17 protein-coding genes and 2 pseudogenes are annotated in these 18,295 nt (G+C 66.9%); 3 read left to right on the forward strand and 16 right to left on the reverse strand.

From position 1 onward, the window contains the following. Positions 1–33: 33 nt before the first annotated feature. Positions 34–1,463 (reverse strand): annotated as a pseudogene (locus tag KZO24_RS17240) (mannitol dehydrogenase family protein). Next, positions 1,460–2,900 (reverse strand): annotated as a pseudogene (uxaC, locus tag KZO24_RS17245) (glucuronate isomerase). The pseudogenes KZO24_RS17240 and uxaC overlap by 4 nt, the downstream one beginning before the upstream one ends. A gap of 80 nt (positions 2,901–2,980) precedes the next feature. Here uxaC and KZO24_RS17250 point away from each other — a divergent pair. Then, on the forward strand, positions 2,981–4,483 hold the full coding sequence (locus tag KZO24_RS17250) for a UxaA family hydrolase (protein ID WP_370424842.1): 1,503 nt from the start codon (positions 2,981–2,983) through the stop codon (positions 4,481–4,483). 113 nt (positions 4,484–4,596) lie between these two features. Here the strand turns inward: KZO24_RS17250 and KZO24_RS17255 are convergent, their stop codons facing one another. The 5 genes from KZO24_RS17255 to panC form a co-directional block, all read right to left on the reverse strand. Then, the gene (locus KZO24_RS17255) at positions 4,597–5,952 is read right to left on the reverse strand and encodes a sensor histidine kinase (RefSeq protein WP_271180771.1); all 1,356 of its coding nucleotides are present in this window, start codon (positions 5,950–5,952) and stop codon (positions 4,597–4,599) included. Positions 5,953–6,007: 55 nt separating this feature from the next. Next, positions 6,008–6,694, reverse strand: a complete 687-nt coding sequence (locus tag KZO24_RS17260) for a response regulator transcription factor (protein ID WP_271180772.1) — start codon at positions 6,692–6,694, stop codon at positions 6,008–6,010. A 189-nt stretch (positions 6,695–6,883) separates the two neighbouring features. Beyond that, on the reverse strand, positions 6,884–7,021 hold the full coding sequence (locus tag KZO24_RS17265) for a hypothetical protein (protein ID WP_271180774.1): 138 nt from the start codon (positions 7,019–7,021) through the stop codon (positions 6,884–6,886). 112 nt (positions 7,022–7,133) lie between these two features. Continuing rightward, the gene (locus tag KZO24_RS17270) at positions 7,134–7,898 is read right to left on the reverse strand and encodes a CsgG/HfaB family protein (protein WP_271180775.1); all 765 of its coding nucleotides are present in this window, start codon (positions 7,896–7,898) and stop codon (positions 7,134–7,136) included. A 311-nt stretch (positions 7,899–8,209) separates the two neighbouring features. Then, positions 8,210–9,067, reverse strand: coding sequence for a pantoate--beta-alanine ligase (gene panC / locus KZO24_RS17275; RefSeq protein WP_271180776.1), 858 nt, complete (start codon positions 9,065–9,067; stop codon positions 8,210–8,212). A gap of 131 nt (positions 9,068–9,198) precedes the next feature. On the opposite strand from panC, the gene KZO24_RS17280 reads away from it, so the two are divergent. After that, complete coding sequence (locus KZO24_RS17280; RefSeq protein WP_271180777.1) at positions 9,199–10,011, forward strand: division plane positioning ATPase MipZ; 813 nt, start codon at positions 9,199–9,201, stop codon at positions 10,009–10,011. Between the two features lie 11 nt (positions 10,012–10,022). After that, a complete protein-coding gene (locus KZO24_RS17285; RefSeq protein WP_271180778.1) occupies positions 10,023–10,307 on the forward strand; it encodes a J domain-containing protein in 285 nt (94 codons plus the stop codon). Between the two features lie 144 nt (positions 10,308–10,451). Here KZO24_RS17285 and KZO24_RS17290 read toward each other — a convergent pair whose 3' ends face one another. From KZO24_RS17290 to KZO24_RS17330, 9 genes are all read right to left on the reverse strand, one after another. Then, positions 10,452–11,201 (reverse strand): SDR family NAD(P)-dependent oxidoreductase, encoded by a 750-nt coding sequence (locus tag KZO24_RS17290; RefSeq protein ID WP_271180779.1) that lies wholly within the window; start codon positions 11,199–11,201, stop codon positions 10,452–10,454. A gap of 10 nt (positions 11,202–11,211) precedes the next feature. Then, entirely contained in the window at positions 11,212–12,093 is an 882-nt protein-coding gene (locus tag KZO24_RS17295; RefSeq protein ID WP_271180780.1) for an aldose 1-epimerase family protein, read from the reverse strand. A gap of 130 nt (positions 12,094–12,223) precedes the next feature. Continuing rightward, positions 12,224–14,614: a phenylalanine--tRNA ligase subunit beta gene (gene pheT, locus KZO24_RS17300; RefSeq protein WP_271180781.1), complete on the reverse strand. Its 2,391-nt coding sequence runs from the start codon at positions 14,612–14,614 to the stop codon at positions 12,224–12,226. A 19-nt stretch (positions 14,615–14,633) separates the two neighbouring features. Next, positions 14,634–15,722, reverse strand: a complete 1,089-nt coding sequence (gene pheS / locus KZO24_RS17305) for a phenylalanine--tRNA ligase subunit alpha (protein ID WP_271180782.1) — start codon at positions 15,720–15,722, stop codon at positions 14,634–14,636. Positions 15,723–15,778: 56 nt separating this feature from the next. Then, positions 15,779–16,111, reverse strand: coding sequence for a GIY-YIG nuclease family protein (locus KZO24_RS17310; protein ID WP_036529909.1), 333 nt, complete (start codon positions 16,109–16,111; stop codon positions 15,779–15,781). Positions 16,112–16,333: 222 nt separating this feature from the next. Further along, positions 16,334–16,699, reverse strand: a complete 366-nt coding sequence (gene rplT, locus KZO24_RS17315) for a 50S ribosomal protein L20 (protein WP_008829612.1) — start codon at positions 16,697–16,699, stop codon at positions 16,334–16,336. 13 nt (positions 16,700–16,712) lie between these two features. Beyond that, positions 16,713–16,916: a 50S ribosomal protein L35 gene (gene rpmI, locus KZO24_RS17320; protein WP_008829613.1), complete on the reverse strand. Its 204-nt coding sequence runs from the start codon at positions 16,914–16,916 to the stop codon at positions 16,713–16,715. Between the two features lie 149 nt (positions 16,917–17,065). Continuing rightward, on the reverse strand, positions 17,066–17,458 hold the full coding sequence (locus tag KZO24_RS17325; RefSeq protein WP_271180783.1) for a gamma-glutamylcyclotransferase family protein: 393 nt from the start codon (positions 17,456–17,458) through the stop codon (positions 17,066–17,068). 3 nt (positions 17,459–17,461) lie between these two features. After that, entirely contained in the window at positions 17,462–18,262 is an 801-nt protein-coding gene (locus tag KZO24_RS17330) for an inositol monophosphatase family protein (RefSeq protein ID WP_486486673.1), read from the reverse strand. Positions 18,263–18,295 lie beyond the last annotated feature (33 nt).

Genomic DNA, 18,295 nt, shown 5'->3' on the forward strand with positions numbered 1-18,295 from the left:
GCAAAGACGAGGTGTGTGGGGTCGAGGAGGTGCTCAGGCCGCCATCGGCTCCAGCCGTCCGGCCTCCAGTGCCGCCAGCCCGGCTTCCACCGCGCCGACGAACCGTCCGTCCGAACCCAGATCGCCGAATACCTCGCGCATCGCCAGAACGCTGCGCCAGTCGCTCGCCCGCTCCAGCAGCGGGGCGGCGAGGGGGTCGGTGATCGTTTGGCCGTCCCGCGCCGCGCCTGCAAGGAAGCGCAGCCATGCCGCGATCGGGAGCGCCAGCCGCTCGACCGGCCGCCCGGCCGCGAGCGCCTCGCGCGTGGTGTCGAGCAGGCGGTAGGGCAGCTTCTGCGACCCGTCCCACGCGATCTGCGACAGCAGATGCCGGATCTCGGGATTGCGGAAGCGGGCGAGCACGTCGGAGATGTAGCCGGCGAGGTCGAGCCCGGGGGCGGCGCGATCGACGGCGCGATGTCCTCGCGCATCAGCCGTTCGGCGAAAGCGGCGAGTTCGCTGTCGGCCATGGCCTCGCCGACCGTCTCCAACCCACGACCAAGACCGATGTAGGCGAGCGACGAATGCGCGCCGTTGAGCAGGCGCAGCTTGGCCTTCTCGAAAGGACGCACTTCGCTCGCGAACGTCACGCCTGCGAGATCAAGCGCCGGTCGCTCCCCGGCGAAGCGGTCCTCGATCACCCACTGGGTGAAACGCTCGCGCTGGATCGGCCAGACGTCTTCCAGCCCGGTGGCCACCGCGATGCGGGCACGCAGCGCGTCGTCGGTGGCGGGGGTGATCGAATCGACCATCGCGTTCGGGAAAGCGACGGTGTCGGCGATCCAGCGGGCGGTGTCGGGATCGATCGCCTCGGCCAGCGCGATCGTCGCGGCCTCCAGCTTGCGGCCGTTGTCGGTGAGATTGTCGCAGCACAGTACGGTCACGCCGGGGAGCCCCGTGAGACGGCGTGCCTGAAGCCCGCGCACCAGCCAGCCGGTGAACGAACCCGGCGTCCAGCCTTCCGAACGCGAGGCATCGAGGTCCGCCTTGATGGCCGGGTTCGCGAAATCCAGCGCTCCGTCCGCGCCGAGGCAGTAGCCCTTTTCGGTCACGGTGGAACTGACGATGCGGGTGTCCGCATGAGTCAGCTCGCCGAGGATCGCGGCCGGATCGTCCTTCGTGAGAATTCCGCCGATGGCGCCGATCACGCGGTACGCGACCTCGGTGTCCAGCAGGGCGAGGGTGTAGAGCCCGTCCTGTGGGTTCAGCGCATCGGCCACCCCGCGCGAATTGAGGCTCACGCCGGTCAGCCCCCAGCGGGGATCGCTACCCAGCAGGGTGTCGAAGGCGGCGGCCTGATGCGCGCGGTGGAACGCGCCCGGCCCGAAGTGGACGACGCCGCGCTTGACGGCAGAGCGGTCGTACTGCGGCCGGATCACGCCTGCGGGGAGCGCGGAAAGGGTGTTTTGCGATAGACGGGTCATGCCGGTTCCACCTCGCGCGCGGGCGCTTCGAGGCCGTAGGCCTTTCGCACCAGCCCGACGGTCAGTTCGTGGGCCAGTTCGGCAGCCTCCCAGTCCTCCATGCGATGCTCGGCGACGAGGCGGGCGAGGAAGCCGCAGTCGATCCGCCGCGCGACGTCGTGGCGCGCCGGGATCGAGAGGAAGGCGCGGGTGTCGTCGTTGAATCCCACGGTGTTGTAGAAGCCCGCCGTTTCGGTGGTCATCTCGCGGAACCGGCGCATACCTTCCGGGCTGTCGTGGAACCACCATGCCGGGCCGAGCTTGAGGCACGGATAGTGCCCCGCCAGCGGCGCGAGTTCGCGGGCATAGGTCGTCTCGTCCAGCGTGAAGAGGATGACCTTGAGGTCCGGCTCGTTGCCCAAGAGGTCGAGCATCGGGCGCAGCGCCTCGACATATTCGGTGGCGCGCGGAATGTCGGCGCCCTTGTCGCGGCCGTGGCTGGCGAAGAGGCGGGCGTTGTGGTTGCGGGTGGAGCCGGGGTGGATCTGCATGGTCATGCCGTCCTCCACGCTCATGCGCGCCATTTCGGTGAGCATCTGTGCGCGGAACAGCTCGGCCTCGTCGGCGTCGGCTTTCCCGCCCATGACCTTGGCGAACAGCGCCTCGCATTCCACCGTCGAGAGGTTGGCGGTGCGGGCGGTGACGAAGCCGTGGTCGGTCGCCGTCGCGCCCATCGCGCGGAAGTCGGCGCGGCGCTTGCGGTGCGCGGCGAGGTAGCCGGTCCAGCTCTCGACGTTCTCGCCGGACAGGTCGGCGAAGCGCACGATGTCGCGCGCGAAGCTGTCGTGCTCGGGGTCGATCACCGAGTCCGGGCGATAGGTGGTGACGACCTTGCCCTGCCAGCCCGATGCCTGAATCGCCTTGTGATGCTTCAGGTCGTCGCCCGCGCCCTCGGTGGTGGCGAGCAGTTCGATGTTGAATCGCTCGAACAGCGCGCGCGGGCGGAATGCGGGGAGGCGAGGGCCTCGCCGATGGTGTCGTAGTAGAAGTCGGCAGTGCTCTCATCCAGCGCCACGTCGATGCCGAAGACTTCGCCGAAAACGTGGGGCAGCCACATGCTGGATGGCGTGCCGCGGAACAGCTTCCAGTTCGCCGCGAACAGGCGCCATGCCTCGCGGGGGTCGGTGGCGGGCATCACGCCGCCCTTGCGGGGACGGCCAGCGCGTCGAGGTCGATGCCCTGCGAATAGAGCATGCGGAACAGGTAGTGGTCCGGGGCCAGCAGCAGCTCGGTCGCGTTGGTCCAGGCCGCGTCGGTGGCGAACCATTCCGGGTCGGTGTGGCCGTGCGGGCTGACGATCGGCAGGCCGGCGATTTCGGCATAGAGTTCGCGGGCGATGGCGCGCGTCGTCGGGTCGGCCGGCAGCAGGCGATCGGGGTGCAGCGAGAGCTTGGGCATCCTTGGGACTCCTCGGAAGAGTGCGTTTGCGGCTCGATTACCGAGTTGTGCCAGCGCTGGCAATGCTGTATCGGCGGGCCATGGTCGAAACGCTTTCCAAACCTGTCACCGTGATGCGGATTTCCGCCGAGGATCACGTCGCCGTCGCCCTGGAGCCGCTTGAGGCAGGCGCGGAAGTCGTTGTGGACGGTCAGACGATCTGCCTCAGTGATGCGATTCCGGCTGGCCACAAGTTCGCCGTCATGCCTGTTGCCGCGGGTTCGCCGGTTCGTCGCTATCGCGCGCCAATCGGCCTCGCCACGCGCAACATCGCGGTGGGCGAGCATGTCCATGTCCACAATGTCCACACCGCGCTTTCGGGCGAGAAGGCCTATGCCTTCTCCGGCGCGCGGGCCGAGGAGCACGCGGCGCAGTCCTCGCGCTCCTTTCGGGGCTACGTCCGGCCGGACGGCAGCGTGGGCACCCGCAACGAATTGTGGATCCTGCCCACGGTCGGCTGTGTCGGCCGCCTGGGCGAGCGGCTGGCGGCGAAGGGCAACCTGCGGTCGCCCGCGACCGTCGATGGCGTTCATGCGTTCAATCACCCGTTCGGCTGCTCGCAGCTGGGGGCGGACCTCGATGGCACGGCGGCGGTGATCGCCTCGCTGGCGCTCAACCCCAACGCGGGCGGCGTGCTGCTGCTGGGTCTCGGCTGCGAATCGAACCAGCTGGAAGAACTGCTCAAGCGCATTCCCGACGACCGCCGCGATCGCTTGCGTGTGCTGCGCGCGCAGTCGGAAAGCGACGAGTTCGCCGCCGGGGAAGCGCTGATCGACGAACTGCTGGGCCTGATGGCCGAGGACCGGCGCGAGGACGTGCCGCTCTCGAAGCTGCGGCTGGGCGTGAAATGCGGCGGCTCGGACGCGATGAGCGGACTGACCGCCAATCCGCTGATCGGTCTGATGGCCGATGCGGTGACCGACGCGGGCGGTGCCGCGATCCTGACGGAAATTCCCGAAATCTTCGGCGCCGAGAACCTGCTGCTCGAACGTGCCACCAGCGAAGAGGTGTTCGACAAGCTCTCGGGCCTCGTCAATTCCTTCAAGCGCTACTTCATCGAGAACGGCGAGCCGGTTTCGGAGAACCCCAGCCCCGGCAACATCGCGGGCGGCATCACCACGCTGGAGGAAAAGTCCCTGGGCGCCGTGCAGAAGGGCGGGCTTGCCCCGGTCTGCGACGTGATCGGCTATGGCGAGCGGATTTCGACGACGGGACTGACGGTGCTCGAAGCGCCCGGCAACGATGCCGTTTCCACCACCGCGCTGGCGGCAGCGGGGGCGACGATCACGCTGTTCTCCACAGGGCGCGGGACGCCGCTCGGCAGCCCGGTACCGACGATGAAGATCGCCTCGAACCATTCATTGGCCGAGCGCAAGCCGGGCTGGATCGACTTCGATGCCGGACTGGTGCTGGAAAAGGGCATGGCGGGCGCGGCGGCCCTGCTGCTCGACCGCATCATCGCCGTCGCGAGCGGGGAACCGGCGCGCAACGAGAGTAACGACGAACGCGCCATCGGTATCTGGAAGCGCGGCGTTACGCTGTAAGCGTGCTCACCGTGCCGACGGGACGCCGTATAAACGCCCGATGCCCTCATCATCGCGAGTGAAGAGAGGGGCTAGATGCCTGCCACACGACCTTGCGTCGCCGCCCGAAGCGATCATCGTCTGAATTCCGGTGCAATAGTGAAGCAGGCGCCTCTTTCGCTGGGGGCGAGCGAGATTTCGAGATGATGCCGTTCGGCTATCGCGCGGCATAGTGCGAGGCCGAGGCCTGCTCCTTCGGTGCCGAGCGAACTACCGCCGCGGGCGAATTTCTGGAAAATCCTGTCGCGCTGGTCTTCGGCAATGCCTGGCCCGTCGTCGCTGACGATCAGCAACGGCCCTCGTCGCAGCGTGAGGCGGACCGTACCGCCGGGAGGTACGAACTTGAAGGCGTTATCCAGCAAGTTGGTGATCAGCCGGGTAAGCGACATTTCCTCGCCCGCGATCGAGACTTCGGGCTCGATGTCGAGGATTAGCCGGTGGCCGGATTCCTCGGCGCTGTCGGCGTAGAGTTCGCCGAGGCGGGCGGACAGGGAACTCAGGTCCACGGGGATGAGGCCATGGCGATCGCCGCGCCGCGCCTCGCTGGCAGCGATGTCCAGCAGCGATTCGAGCATGCGGATGATACCCCGGATCTCGGTACGAGCATCGGCGATACGCGCGGCCGTCTCGGCATCGGGCGTGGCGGCGAGTGCTTTCACCAGCCGGTTGTCGAGATGCATCAGCGGCGTGCGCATCTCGTGCGCGACATGGTCGGTCGTTTCGCGGTGGGCTGCGGCGAGTCGTTTCAGGCGGCCAAGGGCGTTGCCCGAGTGGGCGGCCAGTTCGTCGATCTCGTCATGCCCGGCCGAGCCGCGTGCCAGTTCCTGCAGCGCTGCGTCGTCGGGCTGGCGGAAGGCGGCGTTGATCCGTTCCAGCCTTCCTGCCAGGCGATGCGCTGCAGTCCAGCCGCCAAGCGCCACCGCCAAGGTCGCCAGCACGCCGCCGGTGAGGAATACCAGTGCCACCTGCCGCAGCAGCATGGAAAGGTCGCGATACTCGTGCGCGACCAGCAGCTTGAGGTTGGGGCCGAGCTGGGTGGCGCGGGCGAAGGCGAGTTCGCCGCCCTCTATGCGGATGTCGGCGGCCTCGGAGATGCCGGCATGCAGCCCCGGCCATTGGGTCAGGTCTCCGGCGATAGGTTTCCCCTGCGCATCGGCGAGGAGGTAGTGCGCGGGATCGCCGTTGCGCGGTTGCAGTGCGAGGCGGTCCTTGATGCGCTTGCCGAGTTCGTCGCGATCGCCGCTGGCGTAGATGTCGACCATGCCAGCAAGATCGACGTCGACAGCCCGTTCCAGCGCTTGCCGGTTGGAGCGCTCGATCGTGGCGTTGGTCAACAGCCACAGCCCGAAGGTGATCACCGCTGCCGTGGCGATCGCCCAGACGACGATCTGAGCGAAAATCGAATTACGGATGAAAGCCAGCCGCTTCATGGGCATACGTAGCTTGGCAGCGGATCGCGGACCGATGACGCTATGAAGGGCCCGCTCACCGCCCGTCCAGCAACCTGTAGCCGGAGCCCCAGATGGTTTCGAGTGCGGGCTTGTCGAAACCTTCTTCGAGCTTGCGGCGCAGGCGGCCGATGTTGACGTCCACCACGTTGGTCTGCGGATCGAAGTTCATCTTCCACACGTCGCGTAGCAGCATCTCGCGCGTCAGGACTTCGCCTGCGTTCTCCATGAAGTGGCGGAAAAGCTCGAATTCCTTGGGGCTGAGTGCAAGGTGGCGATTGTCGCGAAAGGCGGTGCGGGCCTTCACGTGGCACTCGAAGGCGCCGTAGAGGATGACGGCGGAATGCTCGCGGCCGGAAGAGCGGCGGTGCAACGCGCGCAGGCGGGCGAGCAGTTCCTCACCTTCGAAGGGCTTGGCGAGGTAGTCGTCGGCCCCGGCGTCCAGCCCTTCGGCGCGGTCAGTCGAGCGGCCGAGCGCCGAGAGTAGCAGGACCGGCGTGCCGACCCCGCTCTCGCGCAAGCGAGACAGGATGGTGATGCCGTCCAAGTCAGGAAGCATGCGGTCGAGGATGATGACGTCGAACCGCTCTGCGCCGGCGCGTTTGAGGCCTTCGTTGCCGGTTGCGCACCATGTGAGTGCGTCCCCGGCCCCGACTGCAAGCTCCTTTACTTGGGACGCTGCGCGCATATCGTCCTCAATGTAGAGGATATTCATTCCAACCATCATGCCGCTTTCACAGCCAAGTGATTATCGTTATCTATTGCAGCTATTAATAAGCGCGTGGTGGCCCACCGTCGCCTGACAATGCTTGTTATTATTGGGTCGGTGGCTTGCGTCTCGTTTCCTGGTCCATCTTTTTCAGAAAGACGGGCACTTTTGGCCCGCTTTTCTTGTTTTTCCATCTGGTGCAATTCAACCGAAGAAGAAGCTCCAGAAGCTCCGCGCGGTACCGGTGTCCAGATTGCCGGGGACCGTTTCGATGGCCGCATTTGCTACCGTGGCCGAAAAAACCAGGGCAGCACTGACTGCTGCGATCGCGAACTTTTTCATCGATGAACTCCTGTGCCCCTGGCAATATCGGAATCAAGCAAAGGCGCTATTCCGAGGTCTGCAGGATATGTTGCGACAAGTGCGCGTCAACACTTCCACGAGTTAAATATAGTTATTGCGCCTTGGGCGCTGCCGCCGAGGCATCGACAGGCAGGCCGCCAAGCTCGGTGACCAGCTTGGTGTAGGCGTCAAGGTAGGCGAGCACGATGATCTGGCCGATCTGCGTGTTCTGGTAGCCGCCGCCGCCTGCTGCACCGAAAGTGCCGCCGAAGAAGCCGCCGCCGCCCGCGCCGAAGCTGACGTCGGATTTGCGGGCATAGCCCTCGGTCAGCGCCTCTTCCACGGTGGTGCGCGAATTCACGATCGAGAGGGTGACGTTCGCCTCGCCCTTCTTGACGTTGAGACCACCGGCGATCGCACCCACGCCGCGCCCGAACAGGCCGCCGACGCCGCCCAGCACGCCGCCGATGCCGCTACCGCCCGAATTGTTGTTGGTCGAGACGATGTCCGGCTGCAGGAAATAGTCCGCCGCCTTGATTTGGCCCTTGCCGATGTTGGAGCCCTTCTGCAGTTCACCCTGTTCGGCGAGCGCGCGCTCCATGGCGCTGTTCTGCAGCGAGCGGCCGCGGTTGACCATGGTGAAGCAGCCCGACTTCTGCACGAAGACGCGCAGAATCGCCTCGGGGCTGCCCAGGCTCAACTCGCGCCACCACTGGGTGTCGGGCTCGATGATGGCGACGGTGCCCAGGTTCTTGCGGCAGACGGGGATCGACTGCTGGCCCTTTTCCTGCAGTTTTCGACCCGAGGACTGGTCGGCGAGGGCGGGGGTGGCCGCAAGGGTGGTGAGCGCGGCCAGCGCGCAAACGAACGTCTTCATCAGTAGTGCTCCCTATTGTCTCGCGCGGACGCGAAGTGCCCAATCCCCAGGGCGACGAACTCCTTATGCGGTCACTCTTGCACGAACAAATGACGATGTCTGTGAGAATCTTTCGCAATTTAGTGTGCGTTTTCAGAATCAAGTGAGGTTCGTGCCATTTTCGCGATTGCGCAGGAACCAGGCGCGCACCGCCTTCCTGGATCGTCATTGCGAGCGCAGCGAAGCAATCCAGGGCGGTTTACGCGGCCTTGGATTGCTTCGCTGCGCTCGCAATGACGAGGAAGGTGTGACGGATGCTCTGGCGGGCCGGTTCAGGCCGGAGACACGGCCATGTTGTCGATCAGCCGCGCGGGGCCGATCCGTGCCGCCACGATGAGCCGCATCGGCCGGTCCGATCGGGTGGTCAGTGCCGTAAGATCATCCGCATCGCGCAGTTCGGCATAGTCAACCGAGCGGAAGCCACCCGCGACGATTTCGGCCTCCAGCTTGGCGAGGGTTTCCGACACATCCGCCCCGCCTTCGATGGCGGTGATGGCGGTGCACATCGCGGTCGGCAGTGCGACCGCCGCCTTGCGCTCCCCGGCCGAGAGGTAGGCATTGCGCGAGGACATCGCGAGCCCGTCCGCCTCGCGCACGGTCGGCACGCCGAGGATGGAGCCAGCGGCGGGGCGGGTGAGGTCAAGGTCGCGCGCCATCCGGCGGATGACGGCCAGTTGCTGCCAGTCCTTCTCGCCGAACAGGGCCATGTCTGGCATGACCTGGTTGAACAGCTTGCACACCACGGTGGCGACGCCGTCGAAGTGGCCGGGCCGCGACGCGCCGCACAGGCCCTCGCTGACCCCGGCGACAGAGATGTTGGAGGCGAAGCCGGCCGGGTACATCGCCTCGACCGTGGGTGCCCAGAGCAGGTCCACCCCTTCGGCTTCCAGCAGCGCCGAGTCGCGGGCAAGCTGGCGCGGATAGGCGTCGAGATCCTCGTTCGCACCGAACTGGAGCGGGTTGACGAAGATCGATACGACCACGGCCGCGCCCCGGCTTTTCGCCTCGCGCACGAGCGTCAGATGGCCGTCATGCAGTGCGCCCATCGTGGGCACGAGCGCGACCTGACCGGTCTTGCGAAGCTCGGCAACCGCATTGCGCAGTGGATCAAGAGCGTGGACGGTTTGCATTGGGCTTGGCTGCTCCGGTATGATGGGCGCGACCGAAAGGTGCGTTTGGGCCTTAGCCCCGGCGCACCTGCGGGGGCAATGATTTCAACGTCGGGCCGGGCGACCGGTCCCGCGAGCAGGATAACGGTCACGTGACAGCGCATCGCATCGTCTTCGCCAACGAGAAGGGCGGCACCGGCAAGTCCACCACCGCCGTCCATGTCGCCATCGCGCTCGCCTACCAGGGCGCGAATGTCGCCTGCATCGACCTCGACCACCGCCAGCGCACGCTCTACCGCTACCTCGAGAACCGGATCGAGACCGAGCGCAAGCGCGAGATCGCGCTGCCCGGCGCGCGCTTCGCGGTCTACGATGGCGACGACATCGGCGAACTCGACGATCTCGCCGAGCAGATCGCGGAGGGCTACGACTTCCTCGTCTTCGACACGCCCGGCCGCGACGATCCCTTCGCCCGCCACGTGGCGACCACGGCGGACACGCTGGTCACCCCGCTCAACGACAGCTTCGTCGACTTCGATCTTCTCGGTCAGGTCGAGAGCGAGACCTTCAAGGTCAAGCGCCTCTCGTTCTATGCCGAAGTCATGTGGGAGGCGCGCAAGAAGCGCGGGCTCAAGACCATCAACGAAGGCCGCCGCGAACTCGACTGGGTCGTCGTGCGCAACCGCGTCCAGCACGTCGAGGCGCGTAACATGCGGCGCATCGACGGGGCGCTTCAGGAACTGTCCAAGCGCGCGGGCTTCCGCGTCGCGGCGGGCCTGTCCGAGCGCGTCATCTTCCGCGAGCTGTTCCCCTCGGGCCTGACTCTGCTCGACAAGGGATTTCTGGGCGATCTGGGCACCAGCCACCTCGTCGCGCGGCAGGAACTGCGCGGGCTGGTCGCCGGGCTCAACCTGCCGGTGCCGGTACGGCGGGAGTCCGAAACGGCCTTCGCCGCCGCAGGCTGACGGGAAGGCCCATGATCAAGCTGCTCTGGCTGGTCGCGCTCGGCTGCATCGTCTGCCGGATGCTCATCGGCCGCTGGCCCTGGGAAAAGAAGCGCAAGGTCGCGGGGCCGTCCTTCGAGACGGCGCAGGCGCGGGCGCTGCTGGGCGTGGACGCGGGCGCCGACCGGCGCGAGATCGTCGAGGCGCACCGCCGCCGCATCGCGCTGGTGCACCCCGACAAGGGCGGCAGCTCCGAGCAGGTGCACGAGGCGAATGCCGCGCGCGACGTGCTGCTGGCGGTGCTGCCTGCGGATTAGAATGCCATCGTCTTTGGCTGAAACACCATTCGTCATCCCCGCGAAGGCGGGGACCCATCTGATGATGGTTCAATCTGCCACGTCAGGAGATGGGTTCCCGCCTTCGCGGGACTGACGGCGATAAAATTACGAGGCGAGCACGCTTTAATTTTCCCGCGCGATCTGGAAGCCCGCGAACGACTGGTTCACCGGCATCAGTTCCAGCGTGTTGATGTTGACGTGCGCGGGCAGGGTGGCGACCCAGAGCACGGTCTCGGCGATGTCCTCGCCGGTCATCGGGTTGACGCCTGCGTAGAACGTGTCGGACGCGGCCTGATCGCCGCCGTTGCGAACCACGGTGAACTCGGTTTCCACCATGCCGGGCTCGATCGAGGTCACGCGCACGCCGGTGCCGCTCAGATCCGAGCGCAGGCCGAGCGCGAACTGGCGCACGAAGGCTTTGGTGCCGCCGTACACGTTGCCGCCGGTGTAGGGATACGTCGCCGCGACCGAGGACAGCATCACGATCCCACCCTTGCGCGCGATCAGGCCCGGCAGCAGCTTGTGCGTCAGCGAGACCAGGCTGACGACGTTGGTGTCGATCATCGTCTTCCAGTTGGCGAGGTCGGCTGCCTGCGCGGGCGCCGCGCCCAGCGCGAGACCCGCGTTGTTCACGAGGCAGTCGATCGCGGCGAAATCGGCCGGAAGCGCATCGAGCGCGGCGTCGCGGGCGGCTTCGTCACGCACGTCGAAGACGGCGGCGTGGAAGCGGTCGGCACCCAGTTCGTCCGTCAGCGCCTGAAGCCGCTCGGCGCGGCGGCCGGTGCCGATCACGCGCCATCCGGCCTTCACGAAAGCGCGCGCGCAGGCTTCGCCGATACCGGAAGTGGCGCCGGTTACAAGTACGGTCTTCATGGGGATTCCTTCAATCTGCGGAGAGGACGGTGACGTCCATGCGGAAGCTGCGCGCCTCTCCGGGCGCCAGCGTGATCACGCCCGGCTTTTCGCGGAAATCGCCGGCAAAGCCAAGGGGGTCGGCATGGCCCTGCCACGGTTCGATGCACAAGTAAGCCGCGCCGGGCTTCTGCCAGATGCCCAGCATCGGGGTGTCCGGAAAGGCGATGGCGAGCTGTGTCCCGCCCGGTGCGCCGTATGTGAGCGCGCGGCTGGAGAGGCGGTCCCAGATCACCGCGTCCTCCTCGAACAGCGCGGCGTCCAGCGGCAGGATATGGCCCTCGACCGGCGATGCCACAGGCTCGGGCAACAGGAGTCCGCTGGGACCGTCGATGCGGCGGATCGGCTGGGGTTCGGGCTGTTCGAAGGCGACCACGTGGTCGGCCTTGGTGGCGCCTCCCGGCAGCGGCCAGGCGAAGCCGGGGTGGAAGCCCAGGCTGAATGGCAACGGGGCATCGCCGGCGTTGAGCACCCGCGCCTCGGTGAACAGGGCTGTGCCTTCCAGTCGGAACGCCATCTCCAGCATGAAGGCGAACGGATAGACCGCGCGCGTTTCAGGACTGTCGGTCAGGCGGAAAAGCGCACGATCGGTGCCCGCTTCCAAGACCTCGAACACCGACTTGCGCGCGAAGCCGTGCCGGGGCAGGGCGTATTCCTCGCCGTCCAGCCGGTAGGTGTCGCCGTTCAAGGCCCCGACGATCGGGAACAGCAGCGGCGCGTGGCCGGTCCAGAACGCCGGGTCGGCATCGGTCATGTATTCGCGGCCGAAACTGTCGGTCAGCGACCAGAGTTCGGCGCCGAGCGGGTTGATCCGGGCGGTGAGATCGCCGGAGGAGATGGTCACGAAGTCCACGTCAGTCCCCTTGTCGTACTTCCCACCTGAGCCAGTTTATGCGGCCGGGGCTTCGACAAGCTCAGCCTGAGCGGGCTTGGGAGGTTTTACCCTGCCTCCGCTCACCCTGAGCTTGTCGAAGGGTCTTGCATCACCCCCGCAGCACCGCGCCCAGCTTGGCGGCGGCGGCGGTCACCTTTTCGCTGATCGCCTTGAGGTCGGCTTCCTTGTAACTGGCCTCGACCGGCTGGAGCGTGACTTCGAGCGCGAGCGACTTCTGCCCCTCGGGCACGCCGTTGCCACGGAAGTCGTCGAACAGGCGCACCGCGACGATGTTGGCCTTGTCCGCGCCCTGCACCAGCCGCACGAGATCGCCCGAGGGCAGCTCTGCGGGCACGAGGAACGCATAGTCGCGCGTCACCGCCTGCAGCGCCGGGGGCGCGTAGGAGACGCGGGCGAAGCCGGGCGTGCCCTTCTTGCCGGGAATGGCGTCGAGGAACAGTTCGGCGACCGCCACCGGGCCATCGACGTCGAACTGCTTCGCCGTCTTCGGGTGCAGCATGCCGAAGCGCGCCAGCACCGTCTTGGGGCCGAGGCGCAGCGTCGCCGACTGGCCGGGGTGGAACTGGGGACCAGCTTCGCCCATGACCTGCAGCTTGTCGACCGGGGCGCCAGCCTCGGCCAGCAGCGCCAGCACTTCGGCCTTGGCATCGTAGGCGTCGAACGCCGTCGCCTTGCCGGTCGCCCAGCCGCGCGTGGTCTTCTCGCCCGCGAGGACGACGCCCAGCGTCAGCCGTTCATCGCTCGCCCCGCCGGCACCGCGCAGATAGCGGCGGCCGATCTCGAACAGGCGCAGCGAGGCCGCGCCGCGATCGAGGTTGCGCTTCGCCGCCATCAGCAGGCCCGGCAGCAGCGAGGGGCGCATGGCCTTCATGTCCTCGCTGATCGGATTGGCGAGCACCCACAGCGGACCTTCGGCGAAAGCCTCGGCGGCGGGCTCGGGCAGGAACGACCAGGTGACGGCTTCCTGAAGCCCGCGCGCCGCAGCGGCGCGGCGCACGCGCCGTTCCAGTGCCTGCGCCGGGGTGGCGGTGGGCTTGGCGACGCCGTCGGCGCGCGGCAGCGGCACGCTCTCGACCTTGTCGAGGCCGTGGATGCGCACGACTTCCTCGACGATGTCAGGCGCGCCATCGACGTCAGGACGCCAGCCGGGGACGGTGACGGCCCAGTCGTCAGCCTCCACCACCGAGAAGCCGAGGCTTTCGAGGATGCGCTGTTGTTCGCCGGGGGTGACGGTGACGCCGCCCAGCTTCTCGACCAGCGAGGGCGCGAAGTGGACGATCTTGGGCGTGCCCGGAGCAGCGCCCGCGCGCACGATCTCGGACACTTCGCCGCCGCACAGCTCGACGATCAGGTTCGTCAGCAGCGCAAGGCCGGTGTCGAGGAACTGCGGGTCGATCCCGCGCTCGAACCGCCCGCGCGCGTCTGACGTGAGGTTGAGCTTGCGGCCCGTCTTGGCGATACGCTCGGGATCGAAGTAGGCGATTTCGAGCAGGACGTCGGTGGTGGCATCGCCACAGCCCGAGTGCTGGCCGCCCATGATGCCTGCGATGTCGTGGACGCCACTGCCGTCGGCGATCACGGTCATTTCGGCGTCGAGGGTGTAGGTCTTCTCGTTCAGCGCCTCGACCGTCTCGCCGTCCTTCGCGCGGCGGGCGACGACGGCGCCGGTCAGCTTGGCGAGGTCATAGGCGTGGGCCGGGCGGCCATACGTGAGCATCACGTAGTTGGTCGCATCGACCAGCGCCGAGATCGGGCGCTGACCCGCAGACTTGAGCGCATCCTGCAGCCACTGCGGCGAGGGGCCGTTCCGCACGCCCTTGATGACGCGGCCGTAGAAGGCCGGGCAGCCCTCGGCATCATCGGTGCGCACCTCGACCGGGCAGGGGAAGGTGCCTGCGGCCTCGGGCGCGACGATCGGCTTCAGCGTGCCGAGGCCCGCTGCCGCGAGATCGCGGGCGATGCCGTAGACGCCCATGCAGTCCGGGCGGTTCGGGGTGATCGACACGTCGATGACCGGATCGGCGCCGTGATACTGCGCGAAGGGCGTGCCGACGGGCGCATCCTCGGGCAGTTCGATGATGCCATCGTGGTCCTCGCCCAGCTCCAGCTCGCGGGTGGAGCACATCATGCCGTTCGATTCGACGCCGCGCACGGCGGCAACCTTGAGGGCCATGCCGTTCACCGGCACCACCGCGCCCGGCAGGCCGAGCACGCCGACCAGCCCTGCGCGCGCATTGGGCGCACCGCAGACCACGGTGAGCACCTTGTCGCCGGTGTCGACGGTCAGCACCTGCAGCTTGTCCGCCTGCGGGTGCTTTTCAGCCGTGAGCACCTTCGCCACGCGGAAGCCTTCCAGCTTCGCGGCAGGGTCTTCGATGCCTTCGACCTCAAGGCCGATGGCGTTGAGGGTGGCGGCGATCTGCTCGATCGACGCATCGGTTTCGAGGTACGTCTTGAGCCAGGAGAGCGAGAACTTCATTGTCTAAATCCTTCCCGCCTTATGCCGGCGTACCGACGCCGCCCGAAAGGGTCGGCACGTCGAGGGCGGAGAAACCGTAGTGGGAGAGCCAGCGCACATCGCCGTCGAAGAAGGCGCGCAGGTCGTCCATCCCGTACTTGAGCATGGCAAGGCGATCGACGCCGATGCCGAAGGCGAAGCCCTGCCATTCGTCGGGGTCGATGCCGCCCGCCGCGATGACGCGGCGGTTGACCATGCCTGACCCCAGCACTTCCATCCAGGCGTGCCCCGGCGCATCGCCCGAACCGCCGACCACGCGGCGTCCGCCCTGGCTGGAATAGCCCACGTCCACCTCGATCGAGGGTTCGGTGAAGGGGAAGTAGCTGGGGCGCAGGCGCAGGACGATGTCGTCCCGCTCGAAGAAGGCCTTGAGGAAGGCTTCCAGCGTCCACTTCAGGTGGCCGAGGTGGATGCCCTTGTCGATGACGAGGCCCTCGATCTGGTGGAACATCGGGGTGTGCGTGGCGTCGCTGTCCGAACGGTAGACGCGGCCCGGCGCGATGATGCGGATGGGCGCGCCCTGCTGGATCATCGAGCGGATCTGCACCGGCGAGGTATGCGTGCGCAGCAGCATCTCGCGGCCGTCGTCATTACGGTCCGGGAAATAGAAGGTGTCATGCATCGCGCGCGCCGGGTGGCTTTCGGGCATGTTGAGCGCGGTGAAGTTGTGCCAGTCGTCCTCGATCTCCGGCCCGGTGGCGACCGCGAAGCCGAGGTCGGCGAAGACTTCGGCCAGCTCGTCCATCACCTGCGAGACCGGGTGGACGGCGCCGCGCGGAGTGGCGGGCGCAGGGAGCGATAGGTCGATCGTCTCGGCCGCAAGGCGCGCGTCGAGCGCGGCGGTTTCGAGGGTTTCCTTGCGGGCGGTGATGGCGGCGTTGGCGTCGCGCTGGTAGCCGTTGAACAACGGCCCCATCTCGCGCCGCTCCTCGGGCGACATGCCGCCCAGACGCTTCATCAGCCCGGTGATCTCGCCCGCCTTGCCCAGATACTGAATGCGCAGCGCTTCGAGAGCCTCGAGCGTTTCGGCACCTTCGATCGCCGAGATCACCTGATCAAAATCGAGCACGATACTAAACCCCAAAAACTCGTCATTCCCGCGAAGGCGGGAACCCATCTGATGCCCTATCCCCTGACGATCCGGGGCGGTGGCAGCGGCACGAAGCCGAAATCCACCGCAAGGTCGCGCCAATCGGGATTGGCCTGTTCGATCAGGGCGAGTTTCCACGCCCTGTTCCACGTCTTGATCCGCTTCTCGCGCAGGATCGCGCTTTCAATCGTCGCGTGCCGCTCGAACCAGACCAGTCGATGCACGCCGTAGTCGCTCGTGAACCCTTCGATCAAGCCCTCGCGGTGCTGATGGAGGCGACGAAGCAGATTCGATGTGACTCCGACATAGAGCGTACCGTTGCGATGTGACGCGAGGAGGTACGTGCATGGATCGAAGGTTTCGCGCATCGGAGGGGCCACCAGCTGGGTTCCCGCCTTCGCGGGAATGACTGGGAAGAGTGATGCAGCGGAATCGCTTCAATCGGCAGTTAACACCCTGTCGTCATTCCCGCGCAGGCAGGAACCCAGCTGGTGCGCTATCCCAACACGCGAAAAGGGCGCGGACGGCACATGCCATCCACGCCCTTTGAAATCGCGCGATGAAGCTGAGGAGCTTTACGCGTCGGTGGCTTACGCCGCCGCGGGCAGAGCTGCCTTCGCCTGCGCGATGACGGTGCTGAACACGCCGCCTTCGTTCATGGCGAGGTCGGCCATCGTCTTGCGGTCCAGTTCGATCCCGGCGAGCTTCACGCCATGGATGAACTGCGAGTAGGTCAGGCCTTCAGCGCGGACGGCCGCGTTGATGCGCTGGATCCAGAGAGCGCGGAAGGTGCGCTTCTTGATCTTGCGGTCGCGGTACGCGTACTGGCCGGCCTTTTCGACGGCCTGGCGTGCGACGCGGATGGTGTTCTTGCGGCGACCACGATAGCCCTTGGCCTGGTCCAGAATCCGCTTGTGCTTTGCGCGGGTGGTGACACCCCTCTTGATACGGCTCATTCGTCAGTACTCCTCAGTTGAGCCCGTAGGGCGCCCACTTCTTGATGACCTTGGCATCGGCGTCGGAAATGACTTCGGTGCCGCGGTTCTGGCGGATGTACTTGCCGTTATGGCTCATGAGGCGGTGGCGCTTGCCGGCTACGCCGTGCTTCACCTTGCCGGTGGCGGTGAGCTTGAAGCGCTTCTTCACGCCGCTCTTGGTCTTCAGCTTGGGCATTTTCGTCTCCTTTGATCGGGACACGTCCCGCCGGCCTTGGCAGCCCTTTTCGCCAGGCCGACCCGCGAATCTCCCCAGGGGCAGACTCGACCGTGTCGATTGAAGGACGCGCCCTTAGTGGCTGGATGCAGGAAAGGCAAGCGCGCGGTTCACGAGTAAGCCATGCCGCGAACGCTGCGCAGCCATTCTGGGAAGTCCGGCCCGATCGCCCGGCCCTGCGGCAATCGCCCGCGCCATACATAGACCTGTGCGCTGACCCGCCCTGCGCCGGTACGAACCGGAAGCGCCACCCGCCGGTACTCCCGCCCTTCGTACCGGTCGAGCCGCGCCAGATCGCCGGGTCGCAGCTGCAGTTCGCAAAGCATGCCCCGCACCCGGCCTGTGCCCGGCATCAGCGCCGGATACCAGCCTTGCGCGTCCGGGACCGCGTAAAGCCGCCCCGGCACCTCGCCCGGCTCGGCCACGACCAGCCGCGCTGCGATCCACCGCGCCATCGGCGTATCCGCATCTGGGCGAAGGGTGCCGTAGAAGAACAGCCTCAAGGGTCAGTCGTGGTGATGGCCGTGATGATGGCAGGCCATCGCCTCGATCACGTCTTCCAGCCGCGCGGGGTCGCCGATCGCCAGCACCTCGCCGCCGGACTGAGCGTGAAGGGGCTCGCCGTTCCAGTCGCACATGATGCCGCCCGCGCCCTCGACGATGGGGACCAGCGCGGCCCAGTCGTGCAGCTTGAGCCCCGCCTCGCAGACGAGGTCGATGTGGCCGCTCGCCAGCAGGCCGTAGTTGTAGCAGTCACCGCCGAACATCATGCGCTTGTGGTCGGTCCTGGCCGCCAGCGCCATGAAGTGGGCGCCCTGATGGTCGTCGAAGTACTGCGGGCCGGTCGTCGCCAGCATCATGTCGGAGAGTTCGCGGCAGGGACGAGTGCGCACTTCGCTGCGATTGAAGGTGGTGGCGTGGCCGCTGGCGCCGACCCAGCGCTCGTTCAGGATGGGTTGGTCGATGATCCCCAGTACCGGCCAGCCGTCGACCAGCAGCGCGATCAGCGTGCCGAAGGTCGCGCGACCGCCCATGAACGAGATGGTGCCGTCGATCGGGTCGAGCACCCAGGTGCGGTTCGAGCCGCCTTCCTCGGTGCCGAATTCCTCGCCGATGATCGAATCGCGCGGCACTTCGGCCTTGAGGATGCGGCGCATGGCTTCTTCTGCCGCCCGGTCGGCCACGGTGACGGGCGAGGCGTCGGACTTGCGGTCGGCGGCGAGGCCGGTGCGGAAGTGGGGGCGAATAGCTTCGCCCGCCGCATCGGCAAGGCGGAGCGCGAGGGCGATGTCGTGGTCGAGTTTCATGCCGCCTGCTCTGCCTTCCGGATGGTGATCCGG

Source organism: Novosphingobium sp. NFX11 (assembly GCF_057376415.1).

Bases quoted from the DNA above. Each gene is read 5' to 3' on its own strand.
- KZO24_RS17250 (WP_370424842.1), top strand. From the start codon at position 2,981: ATGGTCGAAACGCTTTCCAAACCTGTCACCGTGATGCGGATTTCCGCC.
- KZO24_RS17255 (WP_271180771.1), bottom strand. From the start codon at position 5,952: ATGAAGCGGCTGGCTTTCATCCGTAATTCGATTTTCGCTCAGATCGTC.
- KZO24_RS17260 (WP_271180772.1), bottom strand. From the start codon at position 6,694: ATGGTTGGAATGAATATCCTCTACATTGAGGACGATATGCGCGCAGCG.
- KZO24_RS17265 (WP_271180774.1), bottom strand. From the start codon at position 7,021: ATGAAAAAGTTCGCGATCGCAGCAGTCAGTGCTGCCCTGGTTTTTTCG.
- KZO24_RS17270 (WP_271180775.1), bottom strand. From the start codon at position 7,898: ATGAAGACGTTCGTTTGCGCGCTGGCCGCGCTCACCACCCTTGCGGCC.
- panC (WP_271180776.1), bottom strand. From the start codon at position 9,067: ATGCAAACCGTCCACGCTCTTGATCCACTGCGCAATGCGGTTGCCGAG.
- KZO24_RS17285 (WP_271180778.1), top strand. From the start codon at position 10,023: ATGATCAAGCTGCTCTGGCTGGTCGCGCTCGGCTGCATCGTCTGCCGG.
- KZO24_RS17290 (WP_271180779.1), bottom strand. From the start codon at position 11,201: ATGAAGACCGTACTTGTAACCGGCGCCACTTCCGGTATCGGCGAAGCC.
- pheT (WP_271180781.1), bottom strand. From the start codon at position 14,614: ATGAAGTTCTCGCTCTCCTGGCTCAAGACGTACCTCGAAACCGATGCG.
- KZO24_RS17310 (WP_036529909.1), bottom strand. From the start codon at position 16,111: ATGCGCGAAACCTTCGATCCATGCACGTACCTCCTCGCGTCACATCGC.
- rplT (WP_008829612.1), bottom strand. From the start codon at position 16,699: ATGAGCCGTATCAAGAGGGGTGTCACCACCCGCGCAAAGCACAAGCGG.
- rpmI (WP_008829613.1), bottom strand. From the start codon at position 16,916: ATGCCCAAGCTGAAGACCAAGAGCGGCGTGAAGAAGCGCTTCAAGCTC.
- KZO24_RS17330 (WP_486486673.1), bottom strand. From the start codon at position 18,262: ATGAAACTCGACCACGACATCGCCCTCGCGCTCCGCCTTGCCGATGCG.